Origin of the sequence: Streptomyces sp. NPDC048111, assembly GCF_043202815.1 — a bacterium.
Taxonomy (GTDB): Bacteria; Actinomycetota; Actinomycetes; order Streptomycetales; family Streptomycetaceae; genus Streptomyces.
Genome location: NZ_JBIDBD010000038.1, coordinates 1 through 22,648, shown reverse-complemented (window position 1 = coordinate 22,648; position 22,648 = coordinate 1). Strand labels below are relative to the sequence as shown.

At 73.5% G+C, this 22,648-nt stretch carries 21 protein-coding genes; 11 read left to right on the top strand and 10 right to left on the bottom strand.

The annotated features are described in order from the left end of the window. Nucleotides 1–108: 108 nt before the first annotated feature. Complete coding sequence (locus ACGF3I_RS32325; protein WP_393138348.1) at nt 109–864, bottom strand: GntR family transcriptional regulator; 756 nt, start codon at nt 862–864, stop codon at nt 109–111. Nucleotides 865–1,095: 231 nt separating this feature from the next. Here ACGF3I_RS32325 and ACGF3I_RS32320 point away from each other — a divergent pair, with 231 nt between their 5' ends. From ACGF3I_RS32320 to ACGF3I_RS32305, 4 genes are all read left to right on the top strand, one after another. Beyond that, a complete protein-coding gene (locus ACGF3I_RS32320; protein WP_393138346.1) occupies nt 1,096–2,385 on the top strand; it encodes an MFS transporter in 1,290 nt (429 codons plus the stop codon). 154 nt (nt 2,386–2,539) lie between these two features. Further along, a complete protein-coding gene (locus tag ACGF3I_RS32315; protein WP_393138344.1) occupies nt 2,540–3,313 on the top strand; it encodes a LamB/YcsF family protein in 774 nt (257 codons plus the stop codon). Further along, on the top strand, nt 3,310–3,939 hold the full coding sequence (gene pxpB / locus ACGF3I_RS32310) for a 5-oxoprolinase subunit PxpB (RefSeq protein ID WP_393138342.1): 630 nt from the start codon (nt 3,310–3,312) through the stop codon (nt 3,937–3,939). Before ACGF3I_RS32315 ends, pxpB begins: the two co-directional genes overlap by 4 nt. Further along, nucleotides 3,936–4,805 (top strand): biotin-dependent carboxyltransferase family protein, encoded by an 870-nt coding sequence (locus ACGF3I_RS32305; protein WP_393138340.1) that lies wholly within the window; start codon nt 3,936–3,938, stop codon nt 4,803–4,805. Before pxpB ends, ACGF3I_RS32305 begins: the two co-directional genes overlap by 4 nt. Nucleotides 4,806–5,443: 638 nt before the next feature. On the opposite strand, the gene ACGF3I_RS32300 is transcribed toward ACGF3I_RS32305, so the two are convergent. After that, nucleotides 5,444–6,862, bottom strand: a complete 1,419-nt coding sequence (locus ACGF3I_RS32300; protein WP_393138338.1) for a HEAT repeat domain-containing protein — start codon at nt 6,860–6,862, stop codon at nt 5,444–5,446. Between the two features lie 267 nt (nt 6,863–7,129). Then, nucleotides 7,130–7,522: an ankyrin repeat domain-containing protein gene (locus ACGF3I_RS32295; protein ID WP_393138336.1), complete on the bottom strand. Its 393-nt coding sequence runs from the start codon at nt 7,520–7,522 to the stop codon at nt 7,130–7,132. Nucleotides 7,523–7,818: 296 nt separating this feature from the next. Here ACGF3I_RS32295 and ACGF3I_RS32290 point away from each other — a divergent pair, with 296 nt between their 5' ends. Both ACGF3I_RS32290 and ACGF3I_RS32285 read left to right on the top strand, forming a co-directional pair. Next, entirely contained in the window at nt 7,819–8,013 is a 195-nt protein-coding gene (locus ACGF3I_RS32290; RefSeq protein ID WP_100577357.1) for a hypothetical protein, read from the top strand. Nucleotides 8,014–8,086: 73 nt separating this feature from the next. Beyond that, complete coding sequence (locus ACGF3I_RS32285; protein WP_393138334.1) at nt 8,087–9,709, top strand: ATP-binding protein; 1,623 nt, start codon at nt 8,087–8,089, stop codon at nt 9,707–9,709. A gap of 46 nt (nt 9,710–9,755) precedes the next feature. Here the strand turns inward: ACGF3I_RS32285 and ACGF3I_RS32280 are convergent, their stop codons facing one another. Beyond that, nucleotides 9,756–11,258, bottom strand: coding sequence for a PLP-dependent aminotransferase family protein (locus ACGF3I_RS32280; protein WP_393138332.1), 1,503 nt, complete (start codon nt 11,256–11,258; stop codon nt 9,756–9,758). Nucleotides 11,259–11,360: 102 nt separating this feature from the next. Between ACGF3I_RS32280 and ACGF3I_RS32275 the strand changes: the two genes are divergently transcribed. From ACGF3I_RS32275 to ACGF3I_RS32260, 4 genes are all read left to right on the top strand, one after another. Next, nucleotides 11,361–12,068: a YitT family protein gene (locus ACGF3I_RS32275; RefSeq protein WP_393138330.1), complete on the top strand. Its 708-nt coding sequence runs from the start codon at nt 11,361–11,363 to the stop codon at nt 12,066–12,068. Beyond that, nucleotides 12,065–12,829, top strand: a complete 765-nt coding sequence (locus tag ACGF3I_RS32270) for a glycerophosphodiester phosphodiesterase (protein ID WP_393138328.1) — start codon at nt 12,065–12,067, stop codon at nt 12,827–12,829. Before ACGF3I_RS32275 ends, ACGF3I_RS32270 begins: the two co-directional genes overlap by 4 nt. A gap of 48 nt (nt 12,830–12,877) precedes the next feature. Then, nucleotides 12,878–14,242 (top strand): MFS transporter, encoded by a 1,365-nt coding sequence (locus ACGF3I_RS32265; protein WP_393138326.1) that lies wholly within the window; start codon nt 12,878–12,880, stop codon nt 14,240–14,242. A gap of 254 nt (nt 14,243–14,496) precedes the next feature. Beyond that, entirely contained in the window at nt 14,497–14,871 is a 375-nt protein-coding gene (locus ACGF3I_RS32260; protein WP_053724453.1) for an RNA polymerase-binding protein RbpA, read from the top strand. A 213-nt stretch (nt 14,872–15,084) separates the two neighbouring features. Here ACGF3I_RS32260 and fxsA read toward each other — a convergent pair whose 3' ends face one another. The 4 genes from fxsA to ACGF3I_RS32240 form a co-directional block, all read right to left on the bottom strand. Next, nucleotides 15,085–15,672, bottom strand: a complete 588-nt coding sequence (gene fxsA / locus ACGF3I_RS32255; protein WP_393138324.1) for an FxsA family membrane protein — start codon at nt 15,670–15,672, stop codon at nt 15,085–15,087. Nucleotides 15,673–15,764: 92 nt separating this feature from the next. Beyond that, nucleotides 15,765–16,532: a polyprenol monophosphomannose synthase gene (locus ACGF3I_RS32250; RefSeq protein WP_393138322.1), complete on the bottom strand. Its 768-nt coding sequence runs from the start codon at nt 16,530–16,532 to the stop codon at nt 15,765–15,767. Between the two features lie 575 nt (nt 16,533–17,107). After that, nucleotides 17,108–18,757, bottom strand: a complete 1,650-nt coding sequence (locus ACGF3I_RS32245) for an amidohydrolase (protein WP_393138320.1) — start codon at nt 18,755–18,757, stop codon at nt 17,108–17,110. 10 nt (nt 18,758–18,767) lie between these two features. Beyond that, a complete protein-coding gene (locus ACGF3I_RS32240; protein WP_053724457.1) occupies nt 18,768–19,208 on the bottom strand; it encodes an Lrp/AsnC family transcriptional regulator in 441 nt (146 codons plus the stop codon). Between the two features lie 202 nt (nt 19,209–19,410). Here ACGF3I_RS32240 and ACGF3I_RS32235 point away from each other — a divergent pair, with 202 nt between their 5' ends. Then, a complete protein-coding gene (locus ACGF3I_RS32235; RefSeq protein WP_393138317.1) occupies nt 19,411–19,836 on the top strand; it encodes a hypothetical protein in 426 nt (141 codons plus the stop codon). A gap of 59 nt (nt 19,837–19,895) precedes the next feature. On the opposite strand, the gene ACGF3I_RS32230 is transcribed toward ACGF3I_RS32235, so the two are convergent. Together ACGF3I_RS32230 and ACGF3I_RS32225 are read right to left on the bottom strand one after the other, a co-directional pair. After that, nucleotides 19,896–21,059, bottom strand: a complete 1,164-nt coding sequence (locus tag ACGF3I_RS32230) for a phosphotransferase family protein (RefSeq protein ID WP_393138315.1) — start codon at nt 21,057–21,059, stop codon at nt 19,896–19,898. 196 nt (nt 21,060–21,255) lie between these two features. Beyond that, entirely contained in the window at nt 21,256–22,377 is a 1,122-nt protein-coding gene (locus ACGF3I_RS32225; RefSeq protein ID WP_393138313.1) for a hypothetical protein, read from the bottom strand. Nucleotides 22,378–22,648: the final 271 nt, after the last annotated feature.

The window sequence follows — 22,648 nt, the reverse complement described above, 5'->3', positions numbered from 1 at the left end:
GGTCCTCGCACTGACAACGGTCGAAACGGCGCAGATCCGCCGCTGCCCGGGGCGGCCCCGCGGGCGGTCGCGACCGGGCGCGCGAGCGGCCCGGATGCCGGGTGCGCGTCAGGCGGGAACGTCCGCGACCCGCCGGGCGTACGCCTCGACGAGCCGCGTGCGCGAGTCGTCCAGGTATCCGGCGAGCAGTGCCCCCGCCCTCGCCCGCTCCCCCGCGCGCAGCGCCTCCAGGATCTCCCGGTTGCGCACGAGGTAGGGCTGGTGGAGACCGCGCGGGTCGTCCACCACGTGGAAGGCCAGGCGCAGTTCGGCCAGGACGCCGCGCATCAGCTCGTCCGTGCGGGCGCTGCCGGCGAGGGCCACGAGCGCGTGGTGGAAGTGGATGTTGGCGGTGGACACCCCGGGCCAGTCGCCCTCCCGGGCCGCGCGCTCGCCGTCCGCCACGGCCGCGTCGAGTCCGTGCAGCGCGTACGGCGGATCGCCGAGCCCCTGGACGACCGCACATTCGACGAGCCGGCGGACGCGGTAGATGTCCGTCACGTCCTCGACCGCGAGCACCCGGACGAAGACGCCCCGGTTCAGTTCGTGGACCAGCAGTCGCTCGTGGGTGAGCAGCCGGAACGCCTCGCGCAGGGTGTTGCGGGACACGCCGAGCGCCTTGCCGATGGCGTCCTCCGCGAGCCGGTCGCCCGGCGGGAAGAAGCCTTCGGCGATCCGGGTGCGCAGGATGTCGGCGACCCGCTCGGCGGTGCTGGTGCGGCCGAGCAGCGCCCGGTCGTCGGCAAGTCCGCCCGGTGCACGGTCCGTTGTCGCCACTGCGCCCTCTCTTCGGCCACCGGTCGCTCCGGCCGCGCCTGGGGCCATCGTAGAAGGACTGCGGCCGGGCCAGGAAGAGGGAACGTTCTGCATGACTCTTGTCGGATCGTTCAACAATCCCCTACGTTGACATGCGTGGGGCCGGCCGCGCCCGGCTCCGCCATCGGGCCGTCCCACCGCTCTCCGCCCTTTGCTCGGTCCCCGGCGCGGCCCGCACGACCTCCGCGCGGCCCCGGCAGTCCTCTCGTCCGCCCTCTCCGTCCCTCCTGCGAGGTGCACATGAGCACGACCAAGGCACAGCCGCAGCACGGTCAACACCCCGACGGCAACGGCCTGTTCGGCTGGCTTCGCGCGCTCGGGCCCGACGGGCGCCGCGCGTTCGGAGGCGCGTTCGGCGGCTACGCCCTCGACTCCTACGACTTCTTCACGCTCCCCCTCACCATGGTCGCGGTCTCCGCGCACTTCGGCCTCGACAGCGGACGGACCGGCCTGCTCACCACGGTCACCCTGGTGGTCTCGGCGGTGGGCGGCGCGCTCGCCGGCGTGGTCGCCGACCGCATCGGCCGGGTCAGGGCGCTGATGATCACCGTCGGCACGTACGCCGTCTTCACCGTCCTGTGCGGCTTCGCGCCCACCTACGAGACCCTGCTGGTCTTCCGGGCCCTGCAAGGGCTCGGCTTCGGCGGCGAGTGGGCGGTCGGCGCGATCCTGGTCGCCGAGTACGCGTCCGCCCGGCACCGCGGCCGCACCCTGGGGGCCGTACAGAGCGCCTGGGCGGCCGGCTGGGCGCTGGCCGTGCTCGTGTACACGCTGGTGTTCCAGTACGTGGACGAGGACACCGCCTGGCGGGTGGTGTTCTGGACCGGCGCACTCCCCGCGCTGCTGCTCGTCTATGTGCGCCGTCACGTCCAGGACGCGCCCGAGGCCACCGAACGGCGGCTCGCCGCGGCCGGCGCCACCAGCGGGGCCGCGACGTTCGCCGCGATCTTCAAGGGCCCGCTGGGACGCACCACCTTGTTCGCGGTGCTGCTGTCCACCGGCGTCCAGGGCGGCTACTACACGCTCGCCACCTGGGTACCGACGTTCCTCAAGAGCGAACGCCACCTCACGGTCGTGGGCACCGGCGGCTATCTGACGTTCCTGATCTCGGGGGCCTTCCTCGGCTATCTGACCGGCGGCCACCTCACCGACGTCCTCGGGCGCAAGAAGAACATCGCCCTGTTCGCCGTGCTCTCGGCCGCCTGCATCCTGCTCTACACCCATCTGCCGTCCGGCGCGGACACGCTCCTGCTCGTCCTCGGGTTCCCGCTCGGGTTCTGCATGTCGGCGATCTTCAGCGGCTTCGGCTCGTTCCTCAGTGAGCTGTATCCGACGGCCGTGCGCGGCACCGGCCAGGGATTCACCTACAACACGGGCCGCGCGGTGGGCGCCCTCTTCCCCACCCTCGTCGGCTACCTCGCCGACAGCTGGGGCGTGGGCGGCGCCCTGGTCTTCGGCGCGGCCGGTTACGCCATCGCCGTACTGGCCCTGCTCGGCCTGCCCGAGACGCGCGGGCAGGAACTGGCGTGAGCCCCCGCGAACCGTCCGCGCCCCGCTCGGCGCGCCCCCGTGCCGCGCCGGGCTTCCGGCCCACGCCGAGCGACCGGTGCCCGCCCGGGGCACACTGCACGACAGGGCCCCGCGCCGCAGCCGCCGCATCCCGTGAACAGGAGACGCCCCACCCATGACCCGGTCCGCGACGACGTCGATCGATCTCAATGCCGACCTCGGCGAGGGCTTCGGCCACTGGCGCCTGACCGACGACGAACAGCTGCTGTCCGTCGTCACCAGCGCCAACGTGGCCTGCGGCTTCCACGCGGGCGATCCGGCGATCATGCGCCGGGTCTGCGCGCTCGCGGCCGAGCGCGGCGTACGCATCGGGGCGCAGGTCTCCTACCGCGACCTGGCGGGCTTCGGGCGCCGCGCGATGGACGTGCCGCCCGGCGAACTCGCGGCCGAAGTCGCCTACCAGATCGGCGCGTTGGAGGTCTTCGCGCGCGCCGCGGGCAGCCAAGTCCGCTATGTGAAACCGCACGGCGCGCTCTACAACCGGGTGGTGCACGACGAGGAGCAGGCCGCCGCCGTGGTCGAGGGGGTGCTGCTCGCGGGCGGGGCGCTTCCGGTCCTCGGCCTCCCCGGCTCGCGGCTGCTCGCGGCGGCCGAGCGGGCGGGCCTCCCCGTGGTCACCGAGGCGTTCGCGGACCGCGCCTACACCGCGCGGGCCACCCTGGTGCCGCGCCACGAAGACGGTGCGGTGGTCAGCGACGCGGACGCGGTGGTGGCGCGGGCCGTCTCGATGGCCCTGGACGGCACGGTCGTGGCCGCGTCGGGCGAGCGGGTCGCCGTCGGGGCCGGCTCGTTGTGTCTGCACGGGGACACTCCGGGCGCGGTGGACCTGGCCCGGCGGGTCCGGGCGGCCCTGGAGGCCGCGGGCGTCGAGGTGGCGGCCTTCTCGTGAACACCCCGCGCATCCTGCCGGTCGGCGCGCACGCCCTGCTGGTCGAGCTCGACAGCGGTGCGGCGGCCGGCGCCCTGCACGCCGAACTGCTGCGCCGCCGCGCCGCCGGGACCCTGCCCGCGGTGCGCGAGATCGTGCCCGCGGCCCGTACCGTCCTGCTCGACGGAGTGGCCGATCCGCCGTCCCTGGCAGCCCAGTTGACCACCTGGCACATCCCGCCCCTGGAGGCGGGCGACAAGGCGACGGTGGAGATCCCCGTACGGTACGACGGGCCCGACCTCGCGGACGTGGCCACGCTGTGGGGGGTCACCGAGGAGGAGGCTGTGCGCATCCATACGACGGCCCGGTTCCGGGTCGCCTTCTGCGGGTTCGCGCCAGGATTCGCCTATCTCACCGGGCTCGGCGAGCAGTACGCGGTGCCGCGCCGGGCCACCCCGCGCACCGCGGTGCCGGCGGGCTCGGTGGCCCTGGCGGGCCCGTACACCGGGGTCTACCCCCGCTCGTCGCCCGGCGGCTGGCAACTGATCGGCACCACGGACGCACCCCTGTGGGACCCCGACCGCACCCCCGCCGCGCTGCTGACCCCCGGCACGCCGGTCCGGTTCGTCCCTGGGGAGGGGCGGTGAGCGAACGGACACTGCTGGTCGTGCGGGCCGGGGCACTCACCTCTGTGCAGGACGAGGGCCGCCACGGGCACGCGCACCTCGGGGTGCCGCGGTCCGGCGCGCTCGACCTGCCCGCCGCCCGGCTCGCCAACCGCCTGGTGGGCAACGCCCCGGGCGCGGCCGTCCTGGAGACCACCCTCAACGGCTGTGCGCTGCGCGCCCGTTGTGCGGTCACCGTGGCGGTGACGGGCGCGCCCTGCCCGGTCCGCCTCGACGGCAGGCCAGCAGCGTGGGGCGCTCCGGTGCGGGTGCCCGAGGGGGGCGTGATCGAGGTGGGGGCGGCGACCTACGGGGTGCGGTCGTACGTGGCGTTCGCCGGCGGGGTCGCGGTGGAGCCGGTGCTGGGCAGCCGCTCCACCGACCTGCTGTCCGGTCTGGGCCCCGCCCCCCTTAGCGACGGGACGGTCCTGCCGCTGGGCCGCCCGGCCGGAGCCCCTCTGTACGCGGACCAGGCACTGCCGCCGGGCGTACCCACGGAACTGGTGCTCCGGGTACGCCCCGGGCCGCGCGCCGACTGGTTCACGCCGGACGCCCCCGCGGTGCTGGCGGGCGGACGCTACCGGGTGTCCTCGTCGAGCAACCGCATCGGCCTGCGCATGGAGGGGCCGCCGCTTGCACGTGCCGTGGGGGGTGAACTGCCCAGCGAGGGAATGGTGTTGGGGGCGGTGCAGGTGCCGCCGGACGGGCAGCCCGTGGTGTTTCTCGCCGACCATCCGACGACGGGGGGGTATCCGGTGATCGGGGTGGTGCTTGAGGAGGATTTGGCGGGGGCTGGGCAGGGGGGGGTTGGGGTGGGGGTGCGGTTTGTGCTGGATCAGTGGGGGTGACTCTGCTGGGGGTTGGCTCCGCCGGGGTTTGGCTCCGCCGGGGTTTGGGGGATGCCCGAGGGCGCGGGCGGGGTGACCCCACGGCCTTTGCGCAGTTCCCCGCGCCCCTATGTCCCTGGCCATCTGCGGGCCGTGGTCGCTGCTCGCGCAGTTCCCCGCGCCCCTTGGCGGGGTCGGTGCTGGGCAGCACGTGTAGCCCAGCCTGCCTCGCGCAGTTCCCCGCGCCCCTCAAACCCCCGGTCATCTGCGGACCGTGCTCGCTTCTCGCGCAGTTCCCCGCGCCCCTGGCAGGACCGGTGCCGGCCCGCATCGGGACACCTCAGCCCGTCCGGCGTTTGAGGACGAGCGCCGTTCAGGCACGACAGGGGGGTGCAGGGGGCGAAGCCCCCGCCGGGGTCCGAGGGGCGGAGCCCCTCAGCGGGTCTGGGGCGCAGCCCCAGGGGCCGGAGCTATCCAACCCCCGTCACGGGCGGGCGGGTGGGCAAGTGCCTCGGGGTCTGGGGCGCAGCCCCAGGGCTCAGCCGGTTCAACCCGCTGCACGGGCGGGCGGGTGGGCAAGCGCCCCGGGGTCTGGGGCGGAGCCCCAGGGGCCGCACCCCCGAACCCTGCACGGGTGGGCAACACCCAGCGGGCCCCGGCTACACCGAGGTGGCATCGGGGCCGAGGCGATCGTGGATCGCGCTCTGCACCTCCGCCTCCTCAGCCGGATCCGCAGCCAACCGCCGCAACCGATCCGCCACCCGCGCATCCACCAACTCGGCATACTGCGCGGCCACTTCACGCGTGGTCTCCTCGCAGTCCCACAGGCATTCCACGGCGAAGCCGGTGGCGAAGGAGGGGTCGGTCGCGGCGAGCGCACGGGCGGTGCGGCCGCGCAGCTGCGAGGAGGCCGTCTCGCGGTAGACGTGCCGCAGCACGGGCGCGGCGCAGCAGATGCCGAGCCGCCCGGCCCCGTCCACGAGCGCCCGCAGCAACGGGGCGTCGGGGCCCTCGGAGCGTACGGTCTCGCGGAGCGCGCCGAGCACCAGCTTCTCGTCGCGGGCCTCGCCCCGGGAGGCGAGCACTCCGGCGGCGCAGGCACCGAGCGCGTCGGGCCGCTGGACCCAGCCGCGGGCCCGTTCGACGGCCTCGGGGCCGCACATCCGCTCGAAGGCGTGGACGGCGGCGTCGGCGGCGGTGCGCGATCCGGTGGAGACGGCCGCCTCGATCAGGTCGAGCACCCGGACGTCGCGTGATTCGGCGAGGTAGTGCAGGGCGGCGCCGCGGGCTCCGTCGGTGCCGGAGCGGCCCGCCTCGATGATGGCGTCCCGGTCCTCGGGGCCGGCGACGGCGCCGAGGCACCTGGCCGCGGGCAGGTGCAGGACCGCTCCGCGCTCCAGACCTTCGTCGGCCCAGTCGAAGACGGCCTGGACGCTCCAGCCGGGGCGGGGGCCCGAGGGCCGCATCTGGCGCTGCCAGCGGTCGAAGGATCCGGCCTCCTGGGCGGCCCGCACCCGGGCGCCCACGTCCTCGCGCGGATCCTCGGCCCACAGCCGCCAGGGCCGGGGCTCGTAGGCGTCACGCACGGTGGCGGCCAGTTCGGCGTCACCCTCCGTGGTGGCGGGGAAGCGGCCGAGCACGGACGCGGCGAGGCCGCGCAGGCCCGCGTCGTCGTCCCGCAGGCCGAGCTCGTCCAGGGCCCAGGCCCAGTTGGACCCGGACGCGGCGTAGCGGCGGAGCAGCGCGAGAGCGTCGTCCCTGCCGTACGAGGCGAGGTGGCCGAGGACGGCGAGGGCGAGCCCGGTCCTGGAGTCCTCGGTGTCGAGGACGTCCTCGGCGCCGAAGAGGTGGCGCTCGATCCGGTCGAGCCCGCCGTCGAGATCCAGGAAGAGGCGCGCGTAGTACAGCGAACGGTTCTCGACCTGCCAGTCCTGGCGCGGGTCGCTCAGTACGCAGTGGTTGAGGGCCGCCAGGGCCTCGTCGCGCGGGGCGGCCAGCGCGTGCAGGGTGCCGTCGCCGCGGCCCCGCTGCAGCAGACCGAGCAGCGTGCCGCTCGGCGCTATGACTGGATCGAACATGGAAATAGCCTCACATCAAGCTGTCGACGCAACCGGGGATTCGTGCCTTGCCCTAGGCCGCGCAGCAACATGAGGGGTCGCCCGCCGTCTTCTGCTTGGTGTAGACCATCTTCCTGCCTCTCGTCGTGGTCCCCGATGGAGGGACCCTGCCCCCGATGTAGGGGTTCGACGTCATGATGACCCAGCCATTTCGCCATTGCGACCACATTTACGGCGCCCCTCTCCGCGGGCTCTTCGGTGGATCCCCCGTAAACGGTTGGTGGACGCTCAGTTGGCCCCGAACAGGGTGAGCAGGTCCGTCTTGCCGAACATGCGGGCGGTGTCGACCGCGGAGGGCGTCCCGGCGGAAGGATCGGCTCCGCCGGCCAGGAGGGCCTTGACGACGGCGTCCTCGCCCTTGAAGACGGCACCGGCGAGCGGGGTCTGGCCGCGGTCGTTGGCACGGTCGGCCTCGGCGCCGCGGGCCAGCAGGGCGGTGACCGCCTCGGCGTGCCCGTGGTAGGCGGCCAGCATCACGAGGGAGTCGCCGCGGTCGTTGGTGAGGTTCGCGGGCACCCCGGCGTCGACGTAGGTGGCGAGCGCCTCGGCGTCCCCGTGACGGGCCAGCTCGAAGATCTTGGCCGCCAGCTCGACCACCTCGGGATCGAGTTCCTCGCTCATCGACAACTCCTTAGGGGCAACGGAACAAACCCGCACGGCGACAGCGCCGTACGAGTGAATCGACAGGGTACTGCCCACCGGACCACCAGGGGCGGCCCGTCCGGGGCAAAGATCACCGCGCGTGACGGTTTGACGGTCCGGCGGCGGCACAGTGTGCCGCTCCGGTCGGCTTTTCATATCCGCCACTCCAGTGAAAAAGGCGCAGTTTCACCCATTTGCACCTTTTATCGCATAGATACTTCCTGTGAGCCTGGAAGAACTCATGGTGACCGTCCCCATCAACCAGGAGACCTCAAATGATCCTGTCCATCTCAGGCGTGGTGCTGCTCGGAATCATCTGCTTCCTCTTCTTCAAGAAAGACGGACTCAAGGCATCGCACGCGCTGGTGTGCGCGCTCTTCGGCTTCTACCTCGCGGGCACCGCCATCGCCCCGAGCATCACCGCCGGAGGCGCGAGCCTCGCCAGCCTGCTGGGCGGGATCAAGTTCTGACCTCCCGCGGCCCCGCCGGTCCCGGCGGGCGCTCCGGCAGACCCCACTGCGGACACAACTCCAGGAGAACGACGTGGCCCGGCGACCGCTCCCCCGCATTCTGAGCAGCAGCAGCGCATCCATCGTTCGCAGCCGCGAGATCGCGCGCACGGCCGCCGACAGCGCCACCGACGTTCTCCATCCGCTCATCACGATCAGCCGCGGCCTGCGGCTGATCACCGCCGCCCTGCGCGGCAAATGGGCCGCCACCCCCAAGGAGCGGCGCAGTCCCGCGCTGTTCCTGACGGCGGCCGTGGTCCTGGTCGTCGCGCTCATCCCGTACGGGCCGCTCCTCGCCCTCGTCACGGTGATGGGCGCGGCCGCCTGGAAGGGCCGGGAGAAGCCGGTCGTCAGGACCGGGCCGGACGAGGCGGAGCTCGCCCGCCTCCAAGCCCTCTACGAGGCGCTCGTGCCGTACTTCTCGGTGCCGGAGGACCCGGCTCCGCTGTTCGCCCACGGCGGCGAGTGGGACAAGGCCTTCAGTGACTACGCGTTCGACGGGAGCGGCCGCCCGAGCCGGCTCACGGTGCGCTACCCGGCGTACTTCACCGACGGCGAGGCCGACGCCCGCGCCCGCATCGAGCAGCTCCTGCACGCCAAGTCGGGGCGGGGCCGCGAGTACCACTTCGCGTGGGACGAGGAGGGCAACCAGCTCCGCATGAGCGTCCTGGACGCGCTGCCCACCTCCATCGCCGCCCAGCACTTCGTGACGTCCCCGGGCGAGATTGTGCTGGGTTTCACCGACGCCGACGCCGTGCAGCGGACCGTGCCGGTGACCGCGGGCGACGAGAACCGCGACGCGCCGCCCGTCATCTGGCGGACCGGGCCGCGCTCCACCGAACCGCACCTGCTCGTCGTCGGCCGTCCCGGCGCCGGCACCACCACCCTGCTGCGCTCCATCGCCCTCCAGGCCCTCAAGGACGGCGACCTGCTGATCATCGAGGGCGGCGGGACCGGTGAGTACGCCTGTCTGGCGGGCCGCACGGGCGTCCTGGCCGTCGAGTGCGGCCTGGCCGGGGCGCTGGCCACCCTGGAGTGGGCCGCGCACGAGACGGAGCGCCGCCTCATCACGGCCAACCGCGCCCGCCAGGCGGGCCACCCCGTCCCCGAGGACGTCAGGCGCCCGCTGTGGATCCTGCTCGACCGGCCCGGCGTGCTCGCCGACCTGGCCGCCGCCGACGGCCACCCCGATCCGCAGCACCTGCTCCAGGTCCCGCTGCGGCACGGCCGGGCGGCCGGGGTCACGGTGGTGGTGGCCGAGCAGTTCGACGGCCTGGAGTACCTGTCCGAGCCCGTGCGGTCGCACAGCCGGGCCCGGGTGGTCCTCGGCCCCGCCTCGCTCGGCCAGGTCGCGTCGGTGCTCGGCGTCCCGCCGCACACCACCCCCACCCCCGAGGTCCCGCCGGGCCGCGGCTACGCCCGCCTCGGGGCGGGCCCGGTCCTGCGCCTCCAGGTGCCGGCGACGCCCGATCCGTACGACGACGCCACCAGCGAGGCGCACCGCCGTGCGGTCCTCGACCTGCTCCCGCCGCGGGAGCATCCGGTGGAGGCTGTCCCGGCCGACGCGACTCCCGCGCAGGGGACCCCGGTGGACGCCGTCCCCGATGCGCCCCCCGCACAGGCAAGTCCGGTGGAGGCCGTTCCGGCCGAGGGGTAGGGACGGCCCGCCCAGGCGGCGGCGTCCCCTCGCCGGCCCCGGCGCCTCAGGCCACGAACGTGCGCGGCGGCTCCGCGCTCCCCGAGCCGCCGCCCGTCTCCACGAGCCGGGCCGCGGCGGCGAGACGCGTGGCCGCCTCCTGCGCGACCGGACCGCCCACCGTGAACGGCAGCCGCACATAGCCCTCGAAGGCGCCGTCCACTCCGAAGCGCGGTCCGGACGGCACCCGCACCCCCACCCGCTCCCCCACCTCCGCGAGACGCGAACCCGAGAGCCCCCCGGTGCGGACCCACAGGGTGAGCCCGCCGCGCGGCACGTGGAACTCCCAGTCGGGAAGCTCCCTGCGCACCGCGGCGACCAGAGCGTCCCGGTTGTCCCGCCCCTGAGCGCGGCGCAGCTCGACGGCCTGCTCCCAACCACCCGACCCCATAAGCCAGTTGACGGCGAGCTGCTCAAGCACCGGGGTGCCCAGGTCCGCGTAGGCACGGGCCGCGACGAGCGAGCGGATGACGTCGGGCGCGGCGCGCACCCAGCCGATGCGCATGCCCGCCCAGAACGCCTTGCTCGCCGAACCGACCGTGAGCACCGTGGCCCCGGCGGGGTCGAAGGCGCAGACGGGGCGCGGCATCGCGAGGTCCTCGTCCAGCCACAGCTCGCTCATGGTCTCGTCGACGACGAGCACGGTGCCGGCCGAGCGGGCCGCGTCCACCAGCTGGCGCCGCTGGTCCTCGTCGGCCAGGGCGCCCGTGGGGTTGTGGAAGTCGGCGACGACATAGGCGAGCCGGGGGGCCGCGTCCCGCAGCACCTGGCGCCAGCGCGGCAGGTCCCAGCCGGTGAGGCCCTCGGCCATCGCGATCGGTACGAGCCGGGCGCCCGCCTCGCGCATGAGCTGGAGGATGTTGGCGTAGGAGGGCGACTCGACCGCGATGCGCTCACCGCGTCCGGCGAACAGGTGGCAGATGGCGTCCATGGCGCCCATCGCGCCGGTCGTCACCATGATCTGTTCGGGCATCGTCGGGATGCCGCGCGCGGTGTAGCGGTCGGCCAGCGTCTGGCGCAGGGCGGGCAGGCCCGCCGGATAGTCGCCGTGGGTGTGGGCGTACGGCGGAAGCTCTTCGAGCGCGCCCTGGACGCCCCGGGTGAGCCAGGGTTCGGGGGCGGGCAGCGCCGCGCAGCCCAGGTCGATCATCGAGCCGAGCGACTCGGGCGGGAGCGGTTCCAGGCCGCGGCCGGGCAGCGGATGGCCCGCGGGCACGGCCGTCCAGCTGCCGGCGCCGCGCCGGGACTCCAGGAAGCCCTCGCCGCGCAGCGCCTCGTAGGCCGCGGCGACCGTGGTGCGGCTCACCGACAGGGCGACGGCCAGTTCGCGTTCGGCGGGCAGCCGGGCGGCGGCCGGCACCCGGCCCTCCAGGACGAGCAGCCGGATCCCGTCCGCCAGGGCCCGGTAGGCGGGCGGTTTGCGCAGCCCCGCGCCGATCGGACGGGGCTGCTGCGCCTTGAGCTGGCGGGCGAGCTGGGCCGGCCCGATCGCCGAAGTCCACTGAGCCATCGAAATCAGTCCACCTTCCCCGAATTGGCCCTGGGGAAAGTCCATTCCCCTGCCACAGAGTGACATGGGCCAGTCCACTACGACCACCCAGGGGGCCTCGTCTTGTCCACCCACCTCACTCGGCGGCTGGTTCAGCTCTACGCCGGGCTCGCCCTGTACGGAATCAGCTCCGGTCTGCTGGTGCGGGCCGGCCTGGGCCTCGAACCCTGGGGCGTCCTGCACCAGGGGCTGGCCGTTCGCACGGGGCTGTCCATCGGCGTGGTGTCCATCATCGTGGGGGCGGCGGTCCTGCTGCTGTGGATCCCGCTGCGCCAGCGGCCGGGGCTCGGCACCGTCTCCAACGTCTTCGCGATCGGCGTCTTCATGGACGGCACGCTCGCCGTGGTCCCCGATGTGCACGGCCCGCTCGCCCAGGTTCCGCTGACCCTCGCGGCGATCGTCTGCAACGGCGCCGCCACCGGGCTCTACATCTCGGCCCGCTTCGGCCCCGGCCCGCGCGACGGTCTGATGACGGGTCTGCACCGGGTGACGGGCCGCTCGATCCGCCTGGTCCGCACCCTGCTCGAAGTGGTCGTGGTGGGCAGCGGGTTCCTGCTCGGCGGGACGCTCGGAATCGGCACGGTGCTGTACGCGCTGGCGATCGGGCCGCTCGCGCAGCTGTTCCTGCGCCTCTTCGCGATCCCCGGCGCGGCACCCGCACCGGCCGGCGACGCCGGCGATGCCCCGGCGACGACGGCCACCTCCCCGGCGCCCGCGCCGGACACCTCCGCGCCGCAGCCGCCCCCGGCCCGGGCGATACTGCCCGGGTGACTCACGTACGCCACCCCTATCTGGACCACCCCGCCCCGATCCCGTTCGCCCACCGCGGCGGAGCGGCCGACGGCATCGAGAACACCGCGGCCGCCTTCGAGCGCGCGGCGGCGGCCGGCTACCGGTACTTCGAGACCGATGTGCACACCACGGCCGACGGACGCCTGGTCGCCTTCCACGACACGACGCTGGACCGCGTCACGGACGCCCGGGGACGGATCGCCGAGCTGCCCTGGGCCGAGGTCGGACGGGCGCGGGTGGCCGGGCGCGAGCCGCTCGCGCTGTTCGAGGAGCTCCTCGACGCCTTTCCCGACGCCCGCTGGAACGTCGACCTCAAGGCCGAGTCCGCACTGGTCCCGCTCATCGACCTGATCCGGCGCACCGGCGCGTGGGACCGGGTCTGCGTGGGCTCGTTCTCGGAGGCCCGGGTCGCCCGCGCCCACCGGCTCGCGGGCCCCCGCCTGGCCACCTCGTACGGGGTGCGGGGCGTCGCCGCCCTGCGGCTGCGCGCGTACGGGATCCCGGCCCCGCTGCGCACCGGCGCCGTCAGCGCCCAGGTGCCCGAGAGCCAGAACGGCGTACGGGTCGTGGACCGGCGCTTCGTGCGCACCGCGCACGCCCTCGGCCTGCAGGTCCACGTCTGGACGGTCAACGATCCGGCCCGGATGAGGGCGCTGCTCGACCTTGGCGTGGATGGCATCATGACCGATCATCTGGAGACACTGCGCACGGTACTGACCGACCGGGGAGTCTGGCACTGACACCCCGGCAGCCACCGCTCGCGTACGGCACGAGCGAGGGGGCGCGGGATGAGCGCTGAGACGATGGACCGGGCACGGCGGCCGGCCGAGGACGCGGCGGAGCGCAAGCGGGAGCAACGGGGATGGTACTTCTACGACTTCGCCTGCTCGGTGTATTCGACCAGCGTCCTGACGGTGTTCCTCGGGCCCTACCTGACCTCGATCGCCAAGTCGGCGGCCGATGCGGACGGCTTCGTGCATCCGCTGGGCGTCCCGGTGCGCGCGGGCTCGCTCTTCGCGTACGCCGTGTCGGCGTCGGTGATTTTCGCGGTGGTCCTGATGCCGATCGTCGGCGCGGCGGCCGACCGCTCCGGCCGCAAGAAGCCGCTGCTCGCGGCGGCCGCCTACACGGGCGCGGCGGCCACGGTCGGGATGTTCTTCCTGGACGGGCACCGCTATCTGCTGGGCGCGCTGCTCCTGATCGTCGCGAACGCCTCGCTCTCGGTCTCGATGGTCCTCTACAACGCCTATCTGCCGCAGATCGCCGGGCCCGAGGAGCGCGACCACGTCTCCTCGCGCGGCTGGGCCTTCGGTTACACCTCGGGCGCGGGCGTCCTGGTCCTCAATCTGATCCTCTACTCGGGGCACGAGGGCTTCGGTCTGTCCGAGTCGAGCGCGGTACGGATCTGTCTGGCCTCGGCCGGGGTGTGGTGGGGCGCGTTCACGCTGGTGCCGCTGCGCAGGCTGCGCGACCGGGGCGTGGCCGCCGCGACGGCGTCCGACGGAAAGGTCGGCGCGGGCTGGCGCCAGCTGGTGTCGACCCTGCGGGACATGCGTTCCCGCCCGCTGACCCTCGCCTTCCTGCTCGCGTACCTCATCTACAACGACGGCGTGCAGACGGTGATCTCCCAGGCCTCGATCTACGGGTCCGAGGAGCTCGGCCTCGACCAGAACACGCTGATCGTGGCGGTGCTCCTGGTGCAGGTCCTCGCGGTGGCGGGCGCGCTCGGCATGGGACGCCTGGCCCGGACGCACGGCGCGAAGCGGACCATCCTCGGCTCGCTCGCGGTGTGGGCCGTGATCCTCGGCGTCGGTTTCTTCCTGCCCGCCCGCCAGCCCGTGCTCTTCTTCGTGCTCGCGGGGGCGATCGGCACGGTGCTCGGCGGCAGCCAGGCCCTGTCGAGGTCGCTGTTCTCCCACATGGTGCCGAGCGGCAAGGAGGCCGAGTACTTCTCGGCCTACGAGATGAGCGACCGCGGGCTGAGCTGGCTGGGGCCATTGGTGTTCGGTCTCGCGTATCAGCTGACCGGGAGCTATCGGGATGCCATCATCTCGCTGGTGGTCTTCTTCGCGGTCGGTTTCGTGCTGCTCGCCCGGGTGCCGGTGCGGGCCGCCGTGGCGGCCGCGGGGAACCCTGTTCCGGCGCGGATTTAGACGTCGAAGTGAAAGGCCGGTAGTGTACGCCTTTGGCCTGCCAGGCGGACCGTTACTGCGTGTCCAAGTGGACAAGACGCTGGGTGACATCTGCTGTCAGATGTGACAAACCGGTCACTGGTGGGTACAACAAGGGGCGGCACGACGGCGACGCATGACCCAGAACGGGAATCTTTACCGCCGACCGGACGTTGACCGGATGACGACGACAGTGACACCTGTCCTGTGGGCGACAAGCCCGGGAGGCACGATTCATGAGTGAGCGAGCTCTTCGCGGCACGCGCCTCGTGGTGACCAGCTACGAGACCGACCGCGGCATCGATCTGGCCCCGCGCCAGGCCGTGGAGTACGCATGCGAGAAGGGACATCGCTTTGAGATGCCCTTCTCGGTGGAGGCGGAGATCCCGCCGGAGTGGGAGTGCAAGGTCTGCGGGGCCCCCGCACTCCTGGTGGACGGCGACGGACCTGAAGAGAAGAAGGGCAAGCCCGCGCGTACGCACTGGGACATGCTCATGGAGCGGCGCACCCGCGAGGAGCTGGAGGAGGTTCTGGCCGAAAGGCTGGAGGTCCTTCGTTCCGGCACCATGAACATTGCCGTGCATCCGCGCGACAGCCGCAAGTCCGCCTGATCGCGCAGTTCGGCGACCAGCGCACAAGAGCCGAGGGCCGGTCACACCATCTGGTGTGACCGGCCCTCGGCTTTTGCCGGCGTGACCGGCCCTCGGCCTCTTCCCGGCGCCTGTGCGTGCTGTCCCGGGGGGGGGGGGGGGGGGGGGGGGGCGGGGCCGGGGGGGGGGGGGGGGGGGGGGGGGGGGGGGCCCCCCCCCCCCCCCCGGCGTCGTTCAGGGCGTCAGCGGGGGCCGGCCCCGGTCTTCGTGCGGCGTGTACGGGGACGTGGCGTCCTCGCGGACGACCTCGCCCGGCACGACCTTGCCGTCCGGGTAGTGGATGCGGGCCTGCTGGAAGGCGTCACCGAAGGTGCCGGCGCCGGCCGCGCGCATCCGCTTGTCGAGCGAGCGCCCGGCCAGACGGCTCACCGCCTTGCGGACCGGCGGGACCAGACAGAGCAGCCCCAGGGCGTCCGAGAGGAACCCGGGGATGATCAGGAGCAGGCCGCCGAGCATGGTCAGGGCATTGCCCTCGCTCGCGATGCGGCCGGCGGGGGCCGCGGAAGCCCCGGCTCCGGACTGCTGCTCCTTGAACGCCTCGGTGAGGTTGCGGAACGCGCGGCGCCCGGCCCGCTTGATGACGTAACCGCCGAGCAGCAGACCGCCCACGAGCAACAGCAGGACCAGGAGCCCGCTGGTGGCCCTCGCCACCACGGTGAGCAGCCAGATCTCCAGGACCAGCCAGGCGGCGATCCCGAGCGGGACGAAGGTGCGGGCGCGCGAGCGCTTGGGGGCGGTCGGGGGCGGAGTGCCGGTCGTCATGCTCCCAGTGTGCCTGGGAGCCGATCCGGACGGCGTAAAGGGCGTGAACGAGGAGATCAGGGACGTCTTGGGCCGCCCGGGACTCCCCGGCCTCAGGAGGGCTTGCGGCCCAGGAGCTTGTTGGCGCGGGAGCCGACGCCCCAGGCGGTGACCCGCCAGAGCGCCTCGACCAGGATGTCGTTGCTCATCTTGGAGTCGCCGCGTTCGCGCTCGACGAAGGTGATGGGCACCTCGACCACGTGGAAGCCCGCGCCGACCGCGCGCCGGGCCAGGTCGACCTGGAAGCAGTAACCGGCCGAGGCGACCTCGTCGAGACCGAGGCCTTCGAGGGTCTCGCGCCGGAAGGCGCGGAAGCCGCCGGTGACGTCGCGGATCGGGACGCCGAGGAGCAGCCGGGAGTAGGTGGAGCCGCCGCGTGAGATGAACTCGCGGTACTTGGGCCAGTTCACGATCCGGCCGCCGGGCACCCAGCGCGAGCCGAGCACCAGGTCGGCGCCCTTGAGGGCGGTGAGCAGCCGGGGCAGTTCCTCGGGCTGGTGGGAGCCGTCGGCGTCCATTTCGACGAGGACGCCGTAGTCGTGCTCGATGCCCCAGCGGAAACCGGCCAGATAGGCGGCGCCCAGGCCTTCCTTGCCCTTGCGGTGCAGCACGTGCACCTGGTCGTCATCGGCCGCGATCTCGTCCGCGAACTTGCCCGTGCCGTCGGGGCTGTTGTCGTCGGCGACCAGAATGTGGGCCTCCGGGACCGCCGCTCTGACGCGGGCGACGATCGGCTTGATGTTCTCCGCCTCGTTGTAGGTCGGGATGATCACCAAGGCTCTGCCCAGCGGGCCGTACCGCCTCTGACCGCCGTCGTTCACTGCTGCCCCTTATTGTCCGTACGCAGAGGACCACCATAGCGAGCGCTGGAGATCAGGCCGTACCGCGAGGGTGCGTGGTGCCGGATGCGCCCGGATGGCGGCCGGGATGCGCCGGAATGCCGGATGTCGCGAACGTGTCGGTACGGGGGCCCGGCGCCCTTCGGGCCGACCTGGGACCCGCTGGCTGCGGGTCGACCGAGAGCCGTTGTCTACTGAGCGTCCGGGCCCCACCCGGGTCGCACCTTCCCCCGGGCCCACACGGGGCAGGGGGGACCCCTTCGCGGCTGAAACCTTCCCTCGCCCCCGAGGCGCGGGCGCTGAACCTGGCTGCCAGTTGTGGTGCGCCGGTGCGGCACACCACCCCATGACCCAGCGGCGTTCGACGACTGCGTGGAGGTTTCACCGGTCGGACGGTCCTGTGGTGGACCCGGCCGAACCTACCGGCCCCTTGCCGCGTTCTGTCAACAGCCGATTGAGCTGCGACGTTTCTTCAAATCACCAGGTCAGTGGCGAAGATCCGCAGGTCGTGGCGATGCCGTGGCGGCCGTCCACCGGCGGCACGAAATGTCCTTGAGTCACTCGTTCGGCCGCTCGAATACCGTTTGTCCGAACACCACGGTGCGCAGACAGACCGGCAGGTCCGCGCCCGGGCTGAGGTCGGGCAGGCCCGGGGTGCCCGAGCGGGGGTCCGTGGACCAGCGGGCCACCCGGTCGTCGGGGGCCTGGACGACGAGTTCCTCGGCCCGCCAGACCGCGTAGTCGGCCGGGGCTCCCGGCACCAGGACGCCCGCGTCGTCCCGGCCCAGCGCCCGCCAGCCGCCCCGGGTGTGGGCGGTGAAGGCGGCGCGCACCGAGACGCGGTGGTCGAGCGTGCGGTGGAAGGCGGCCGCGCGGACGGTCCCCCAGGGGTCGAGCGGGGTCACCGGCGCGTCGGAGCCGAACGCCAGCGGCACCCCGGCCCGCAGCAGGGCCGCGTACGGGTTGAGGGTGCGGGCCCGCTCCACGCCGAGCCGTTCGGCGTACATGCCCTCCTCGCCGCCCCACAGCGCGTCGAAGGCGGGCTGCACCGAGGCGGTGAGGCCGAACTCGGCGAAGGCGGCGATGGTGGCCGGGGTGAGCATCTCGGCGTGCTCGACGCGGTGCCGGGCGGCGCGCACGCGGGCGAGGCCGACCCGCTCGGCGGCGGCCCGTACGCCCTCCACGACGGCGCTCAGCGCGCCGTCCCCGATGGCGTGGAAGCCGGCCTGGAGGCCGGCCTCGGTGCAGGCGGCCACATGGGCGGCCACGTCGGCGGCGTCGAGGTGCGCGGTGCCGGTGGAGCCCGGGGCATCGGCGTACGGGGCGTGCAGGCACGCGGTGTGCGAGCCGAGGGAGCCGTCCACGAAGAGGTCACCGGCCGCGCCGACCGCGCCGAGTTCGCGGATGCGATCGGCGTCCTTGGCGCCCGCGACCCGCTCGGCCCAGTAGCCGAAAACCCGGGGCCCGGCCTCTTCGCGGGCCAGCGCGAGCAGGGAGGTGAAGTCGTCCTCGTCCGAGATGTCGGGCCCGCCGCACTCATGGACGCTGCCGATGCCGAGCGAGGCGGCCCTGCGCAGCGCGGCGCGCTGGGCGTCGGCGCGCTGGCCCGGGGTGACCGCGCCGTGCGCGGCGGCCCGCACCGCATGGTGCGCGGCGCCGGTCAGCGGCTCGCCGTCGCCACATCCTGGCAGGTCACGAATGCCGGGGACCAGGTCGAGCAGGGCGGTGGTGACCACCGCGGAGTGCACGTCGATGCGCGGCAGGTAGAGCGGCCGGCCCCCAGTGGCCGCGTCGAGCTCGGCGCGCGAGGGGGCGCGGCGCTCGGGCCAGCGCGCCGCGTCCCAGCCGTTGCCGAGCAGCACCTTGTCGTGGGGCCGGGCGGCGGCGTGGGCGCGCACGGCCTCCAGGGCGTCGGCCAGGGTGCGGGCCGAGGACAGGTCGAGGCCGGTCAGCGCGAGACCGGTGGCGGTGGTGTGCACATGTGCGTCGGTGAACGCGGGAGTGACGAGGGCGCCTTCGAGGTCGACGACCTCGTCCACCCCGGCGGCGAAGGCGTCCGCGGCGCCCTCCGAGCCGACCCAGGCGACGTGGCCACGTTCGACGACCATCGCGGTGGCGAAGGGGTCGGCGGGGCTGTGCACGTCGCCGCCGCGCAGCAGGACGGTGCGGTGGGCGGTCTCTTCGGTCGTGGAACTCGCGGAACTCATGGAGGACAGCCTAGATATGCGGCGGCCGTGCCTCGTACGGGGTGGACAGGACCACGGTGGTGCGGGTCGAGACGCCGGCCAGGGTACGGATCCGGGTCAGCAGGTGCTCCAGCTCCAGCGGGGTCGCCACGCGCACCTTGAGGATGTAGTTCTCGTCCCCGGCCACGCTGTGGCACGCCTCCAGCTCGGGCACGCCCGCCAGGCGCTCGGCGATGTCGTCGGGGGCGCTGGGGTCGAAGGGTTTGACCGAGATGAACGCGGTCAGCGGCAGGCCCACCGCCTCGGGGTCCACGACGGCGGCGTACCCGCGGATGACCCCCCGCTGCTCCAGGCGGCGCACCCGCTGGTGCACCGCCGAGGTGGACAGGCCCGTGGCCTTGCCCAGGTCGGTGTAGCTCATCCGCCCGTCCTTGACGAGCAGATCCACGATCTGACGGTCCAGCTCCTCCATGGCGATCAACCTATGGCCCCGAGCCCTTCCGGCACAGCCGGACGGAGCCCGAAAGGGCACCTGCGGGCGGCATGTGACGAACACCACAGGTTTGCCGGGGGCTCGACCAGGGGTGTGCGGTTATCGCCGCGGCTTGGCGGGAAGTGCTTGCTTTGGTCGCGGCCACGGCGCGATGCCGGCCCACCCGAGGGGGAGTGTCCCAATGCAGAATCCCAAGCGCACCGGACGTACGGAACGCGAACACGGCCGACAGGAGCCCGTCGATATCGCCGACCTCATCGACGAGGACGACGACTCGCTCGACGCGTACGACACCTTCGAGATGTACCGGGTCATCTGCCCGGACTGCGCCCAGCCGATCGCGCTGCTGGCCGACGAGGACGAGCTGCCCGAGCACGCGCTGTGCCCGAGCCCGTGGAACCCGTTCGTCCTGACCGTGTGCGCCGGGACCGGGCGCCCGGCGACGGCCGCACGGGCCGCGGACGAGTCCCTCGAAGTCCAGGAGCAGGACACCGCGCTGCTGTTGACGCTCCCCCAGGGACTCGACTGGCGCACCCAGCCGTTCTCGCACGTCGGCGGACCGGGCTCGCGCCCGATGCGCGTGCCGCAGATGCGCCGCGCGGCCTGACGACGCCTGCTCGGCCGCGCGGGCCGGACGCCACCGGGGGGCGTCCGGCCCGTGCGGCCTCAACTCCAGTACGTACGACGGACCATGGCGTCGAGGCTGGCCCGGTGCAGGATCAGCGCGTCCGGGTCCCCGGGCGTCTCGACCTCGCCGAAGTGCACCTGCCGGTAGGCGATCCGCAGCATGACCACGGCATGCCGCAGCGCCGCGTACAGCGTGTGGAACTCCATGTCGCGCGGGGTGTGCCCGGTCAGTTCGGCGTAGCGCCGCTCGATGTCCTCGCGCCGCAGGAAGCCCGGCAGGCCCGGCTGGCCGAAGCCCACGGTCAGGTCCTGGAAGAAGCGGTGCAGATAGACGGTCCAGCCGAGATCGAGTTCGCGGGGACCACAGGCCGCCATCTCCCAGTCGAGCACGGCGACCGGCTCGAAGTCGTCGCCGTAGACGATGTTTCCGATGCGTGCGTCGCCCCAGTTGAGCACGGCCGGGCCCTCGTCCTCGGGCCAGTGGGCGTCCAGCCAGTCGAAGGCCTCTTCGATGAGGGGTGAGGGCGCGACACCGTCAATGACCCAGGCGTAGTAGCGCCGTTGGGCCTCGACGTGCCGGCGCAGCGCGGAGTCCCGTCGACGCGGGTCCGGGTCCAGGTGTGGGTCGGATTGCGTGTCCGGGTGCGGGTGCGCGTCCGAGGATGCGTCGGGCAGCAGGAACTCGGCTTCCCGGGGCGGGAATTGGCCGTGCAGCCGGGCGAGGACGGAGACGGTGGCCTCCTGGAGCCGGGCCCGTTCGCCGTCGGTGGCCGCGTGCAGCCAATTGCCCTCGTACGTATAGGGCATGACGTCGGGCGGTACGCGTCCCTCGGCCCGGTCCATCACGAAGAACGGCGCGCCGAGCGGCGCGGGGTCCTCCTCCAGCCAGCGCACCCGGGGTACGGGCACGTCGGTGTGCTCGGCCACCAGGCGCATGACGCGGTGCTGGCGGCCCATGTCGTACACCGGGAAGACGGTGTACGCGGCGGGATCCGCGGCGAGCCGCAGCGCGCAGCCCCGGGGCGGACTGCCGGGCCGCTCGATGTCGAACAGCAGCGTTTCGCTGGACATGCCGTTGGAGGACGGCACCCGGATGTCCCGCACCCGGGCGCCGGGCAGCCGGGTGCCGAGCCAGGCGGTGAGGCGGCGGCCGACGTCCTCGGGGTCACGGGTGGAGGTGCGGGGGCGTGGCGCGGTGGCCAAGGGGGTGCTCCTTCACGGGGTCGCGGGGCTGGGGGCGGCGGGGGCCGGCGGGGCCGGGTTGGCGCGCGGGACCGGATGCGGGGCGGGACCGGGCCCGGGCCGGGGTGGTGGTGGATCGGGCCGGCGGGGGTGGCGGATCCGGTCGGGGCGGTGGCGGATCGGGGCAGGGGGTGGAAAGCGGGAGTGGGCGGCGGGGTCAGGGGGCGACGGAGGTGTAGTCGGTGAAGCCGCTGGGGTCGTGGCGTCCGAAGCTGCCGTGCTCGAAGATGCCGTAGCCGGTCTGCCCGTCGAGGGTGAAGCGGGCCGCGTGGTCGGTGACGCCGTACGCGGCCATGGGGTGGGCGGCCGGGTCGGAGAGGTCGTACACCCGGCGGTCGGTCCAGTCGCGGCCCTGCCAGGTGCCGTGCTGCCAGTCGTCGGCCGGCGGGTAGCCCGCTCCGACCGCGAGGGGCGAGGAGGCGAGGATCTCGACGCCGAGTTCGAGCGGCTTGCGGGACTGGTCGGTGAGGTGGATCACGGCGCGCTCGGGGTGACGGGTGCCGGACCGGTAGGTGATGTCGGCCTGGGGCCAGCCGAGTTGGGCGTCCGGGTGGCCCTCGCGGACCAGCGCGGCCTCGTTCAGGGTGCGGTAGCCGTCGGCGTCCTCCTGGGCGATGACCATCACGAAGCGGTCGTCGAACCGGGCAGGCACCCACAGCCAGTGGAAGCCCTCGGGCCGGTACTCGTCACCGCGCCCGGCCTCCTCGCCCGGGATCGGCCGTACGCCCCAGCTGCGGTCGCGCGTCCCGGTCCACTCCCCCGCCGTGACGGGTATCTCCTCGCCGGCGGCCCGGATCACCCCGGTGCAGTGTCCGGCCTGTACGAACCGGCGCCCTTCGAGGGTGAGGCGGTCGCCCCTGCGCTGGACGTGGTGGGGCTCCCACAGGGCCGGGAAGTCGGCGTTCCAGACGATGTCGTACGAGAGTGCGCCCGGGTCCGCCGGATCGGGAGCGCAGTGGAGCGAGAGGCGGCGCAACGGGGTGTCGACGGTGATCCTGAAGGGGCCGACGGCGAGGTTCATACGGTCGTCGCCGAGGGCGTTGGAGGCGCGGACGGCGTGCAGGCGGTCGCCGACGCAGAGGGTGGCGTACGCGTCGATCACCCCCGCGTTGGGGTAGACCCCGAGGCCGGCGATGAGCAGGGCGCGGCCCTGGTGGTCGAAGGCGTGGAAGATGCAGCGGTCGTAGGCGTTGCGGTCGCCCGTCGCTACGTGGGCCATGGAGAGGGGGGATTGGTGGATGGGGTATTCGTCCAGGGGGATGGGGCGGGGTGGGGGCATGAGTAACCTCCTTGCCGGAGCGGGAATCTGACGGTACGTCAGCCAACCCTCTGCCCGCCATACCCCGGGGCCGGGGGGTGCTGGGGCTCCGCCCCAGACCCCGAGGGGTTTGCCCACCCGCCCGCCCGTGACAGGGGTTGGATAGCCCCGGCCCCTGGGGCTTTGCCCCAGACCCCCTGAGGGGCTCCGCCCCTCGAACCCCGGCGGGGGCTCCGCCCCCTGCACCCCTGCTCAGGGGCTGCGCCCCCGAACCCCCCTTTCGCGCCTGAAC

Excerpts from the sequence above, each read along its gene's own strand:
- ACGF3I_RS32325 (WP_393138348.1), bottom strand. The coding sequence starts at position 864 with ATGGCCCCAGGCGCGGCCGGAGCGACCGGTGGCCGAAGAGAGGGCGCA.
- ACGF3I_RS32320 (WP_393138346.1), top strand. The coding sequence starts at position 1,096 with ATGAGCACGACCAAGGCACAGCCGCAGCACGGTCAACACCCCGACGGC.
- ACGF3I_RS32315 (WP_393138344.1), top strand. The coding sequence starts at position 2,540 with ATGACCCGGTCCGCGACGACGTCGATCGATCTCAATGCCGACCTCGGC.
- ACGF3I_RS32300 (WP_393138338.1), bottom strand. The coding sequence starts at position 6,862 with ATGTTCGATCCAGTCATAGCGCCGAGCGGCACGCTGCTCGGTCTGCTG.
- ACGF3I_RS32295 (WP_393138336.1), bottom strand. The coding sequence starts at position 7,522 with ATGAGCGAGGAACTCGATCCCGAGGTGGTCGAGCTGGCGGCCAAGATC.
- ACGF3I_RS32290 (WP_100577357.1), top strand. The coding sequence starts at position 7,819 with ATGATCCTGTCCATCTCAGGCGTGGTGCTGCTCGGAATCATCTGCTTC.
- ACGF3I_RS32280 (WP_393138332.1), bottom strand. The coding sequence starts at position 11,258 with ATGGCTCAGTGGACTTCGGCGATCGGGCCGGCCCAGCTCGCCCGCCAG.
- ACGF3I_RS32265 (WP_393138326.1), top strand. The coding sequence starts at position 12,878 with ATGAGCGCTGAGACGATGGACCGGGCACGGCGGCCGGCCGAGGACGCG.
- ACGF3I_RS32260 (WP_053724453.1), top strand. The coding sequence starts at position 14,497 with ATGAGTGAGCGAGCTCTTCGCGGCACGCGCCTCGTGGTGACCAGCTAC.
- fxsA (WP_393138324.1), bottom strand. The coding sequence starts at position 15,672 with ATGACGACCGGCACTCCGCCCCCGACCGCCCCCAAGCGCTCGCGCGCC.
- ACGF3I_RS32245 (WP_393138320.1), bottom strand. The coding sequence starts at position 18,757 with ATGAGTTCCGCGAGTTCCACGACCGAAGAGACCGCCCACCGCACCGTC.
- ACGF3I_RS32240 (WP_053724457.1), bottom strand. The coding sequence starts at position 19,208 with ATGGAGGAGCTGGACCGTCAGATCGTGGATCTGCTCGTCAAGGACGGG.
- ACGF3I_RS32235 (WP_393138317.1), top strand. The coding sequence starts at position 19,411 with ATGCAGAATCCCAAGCGCACCGGACGTACGGAACGCGAACACGGCCGA.
- ACGF3I_RS32225 (WP_393138313.1), bottom strand. The coding sequence starts at position 22,377 with ATGCCCCCACCCCGCCCCATCCCCCTGGACGAATACCCCATCCACCAA.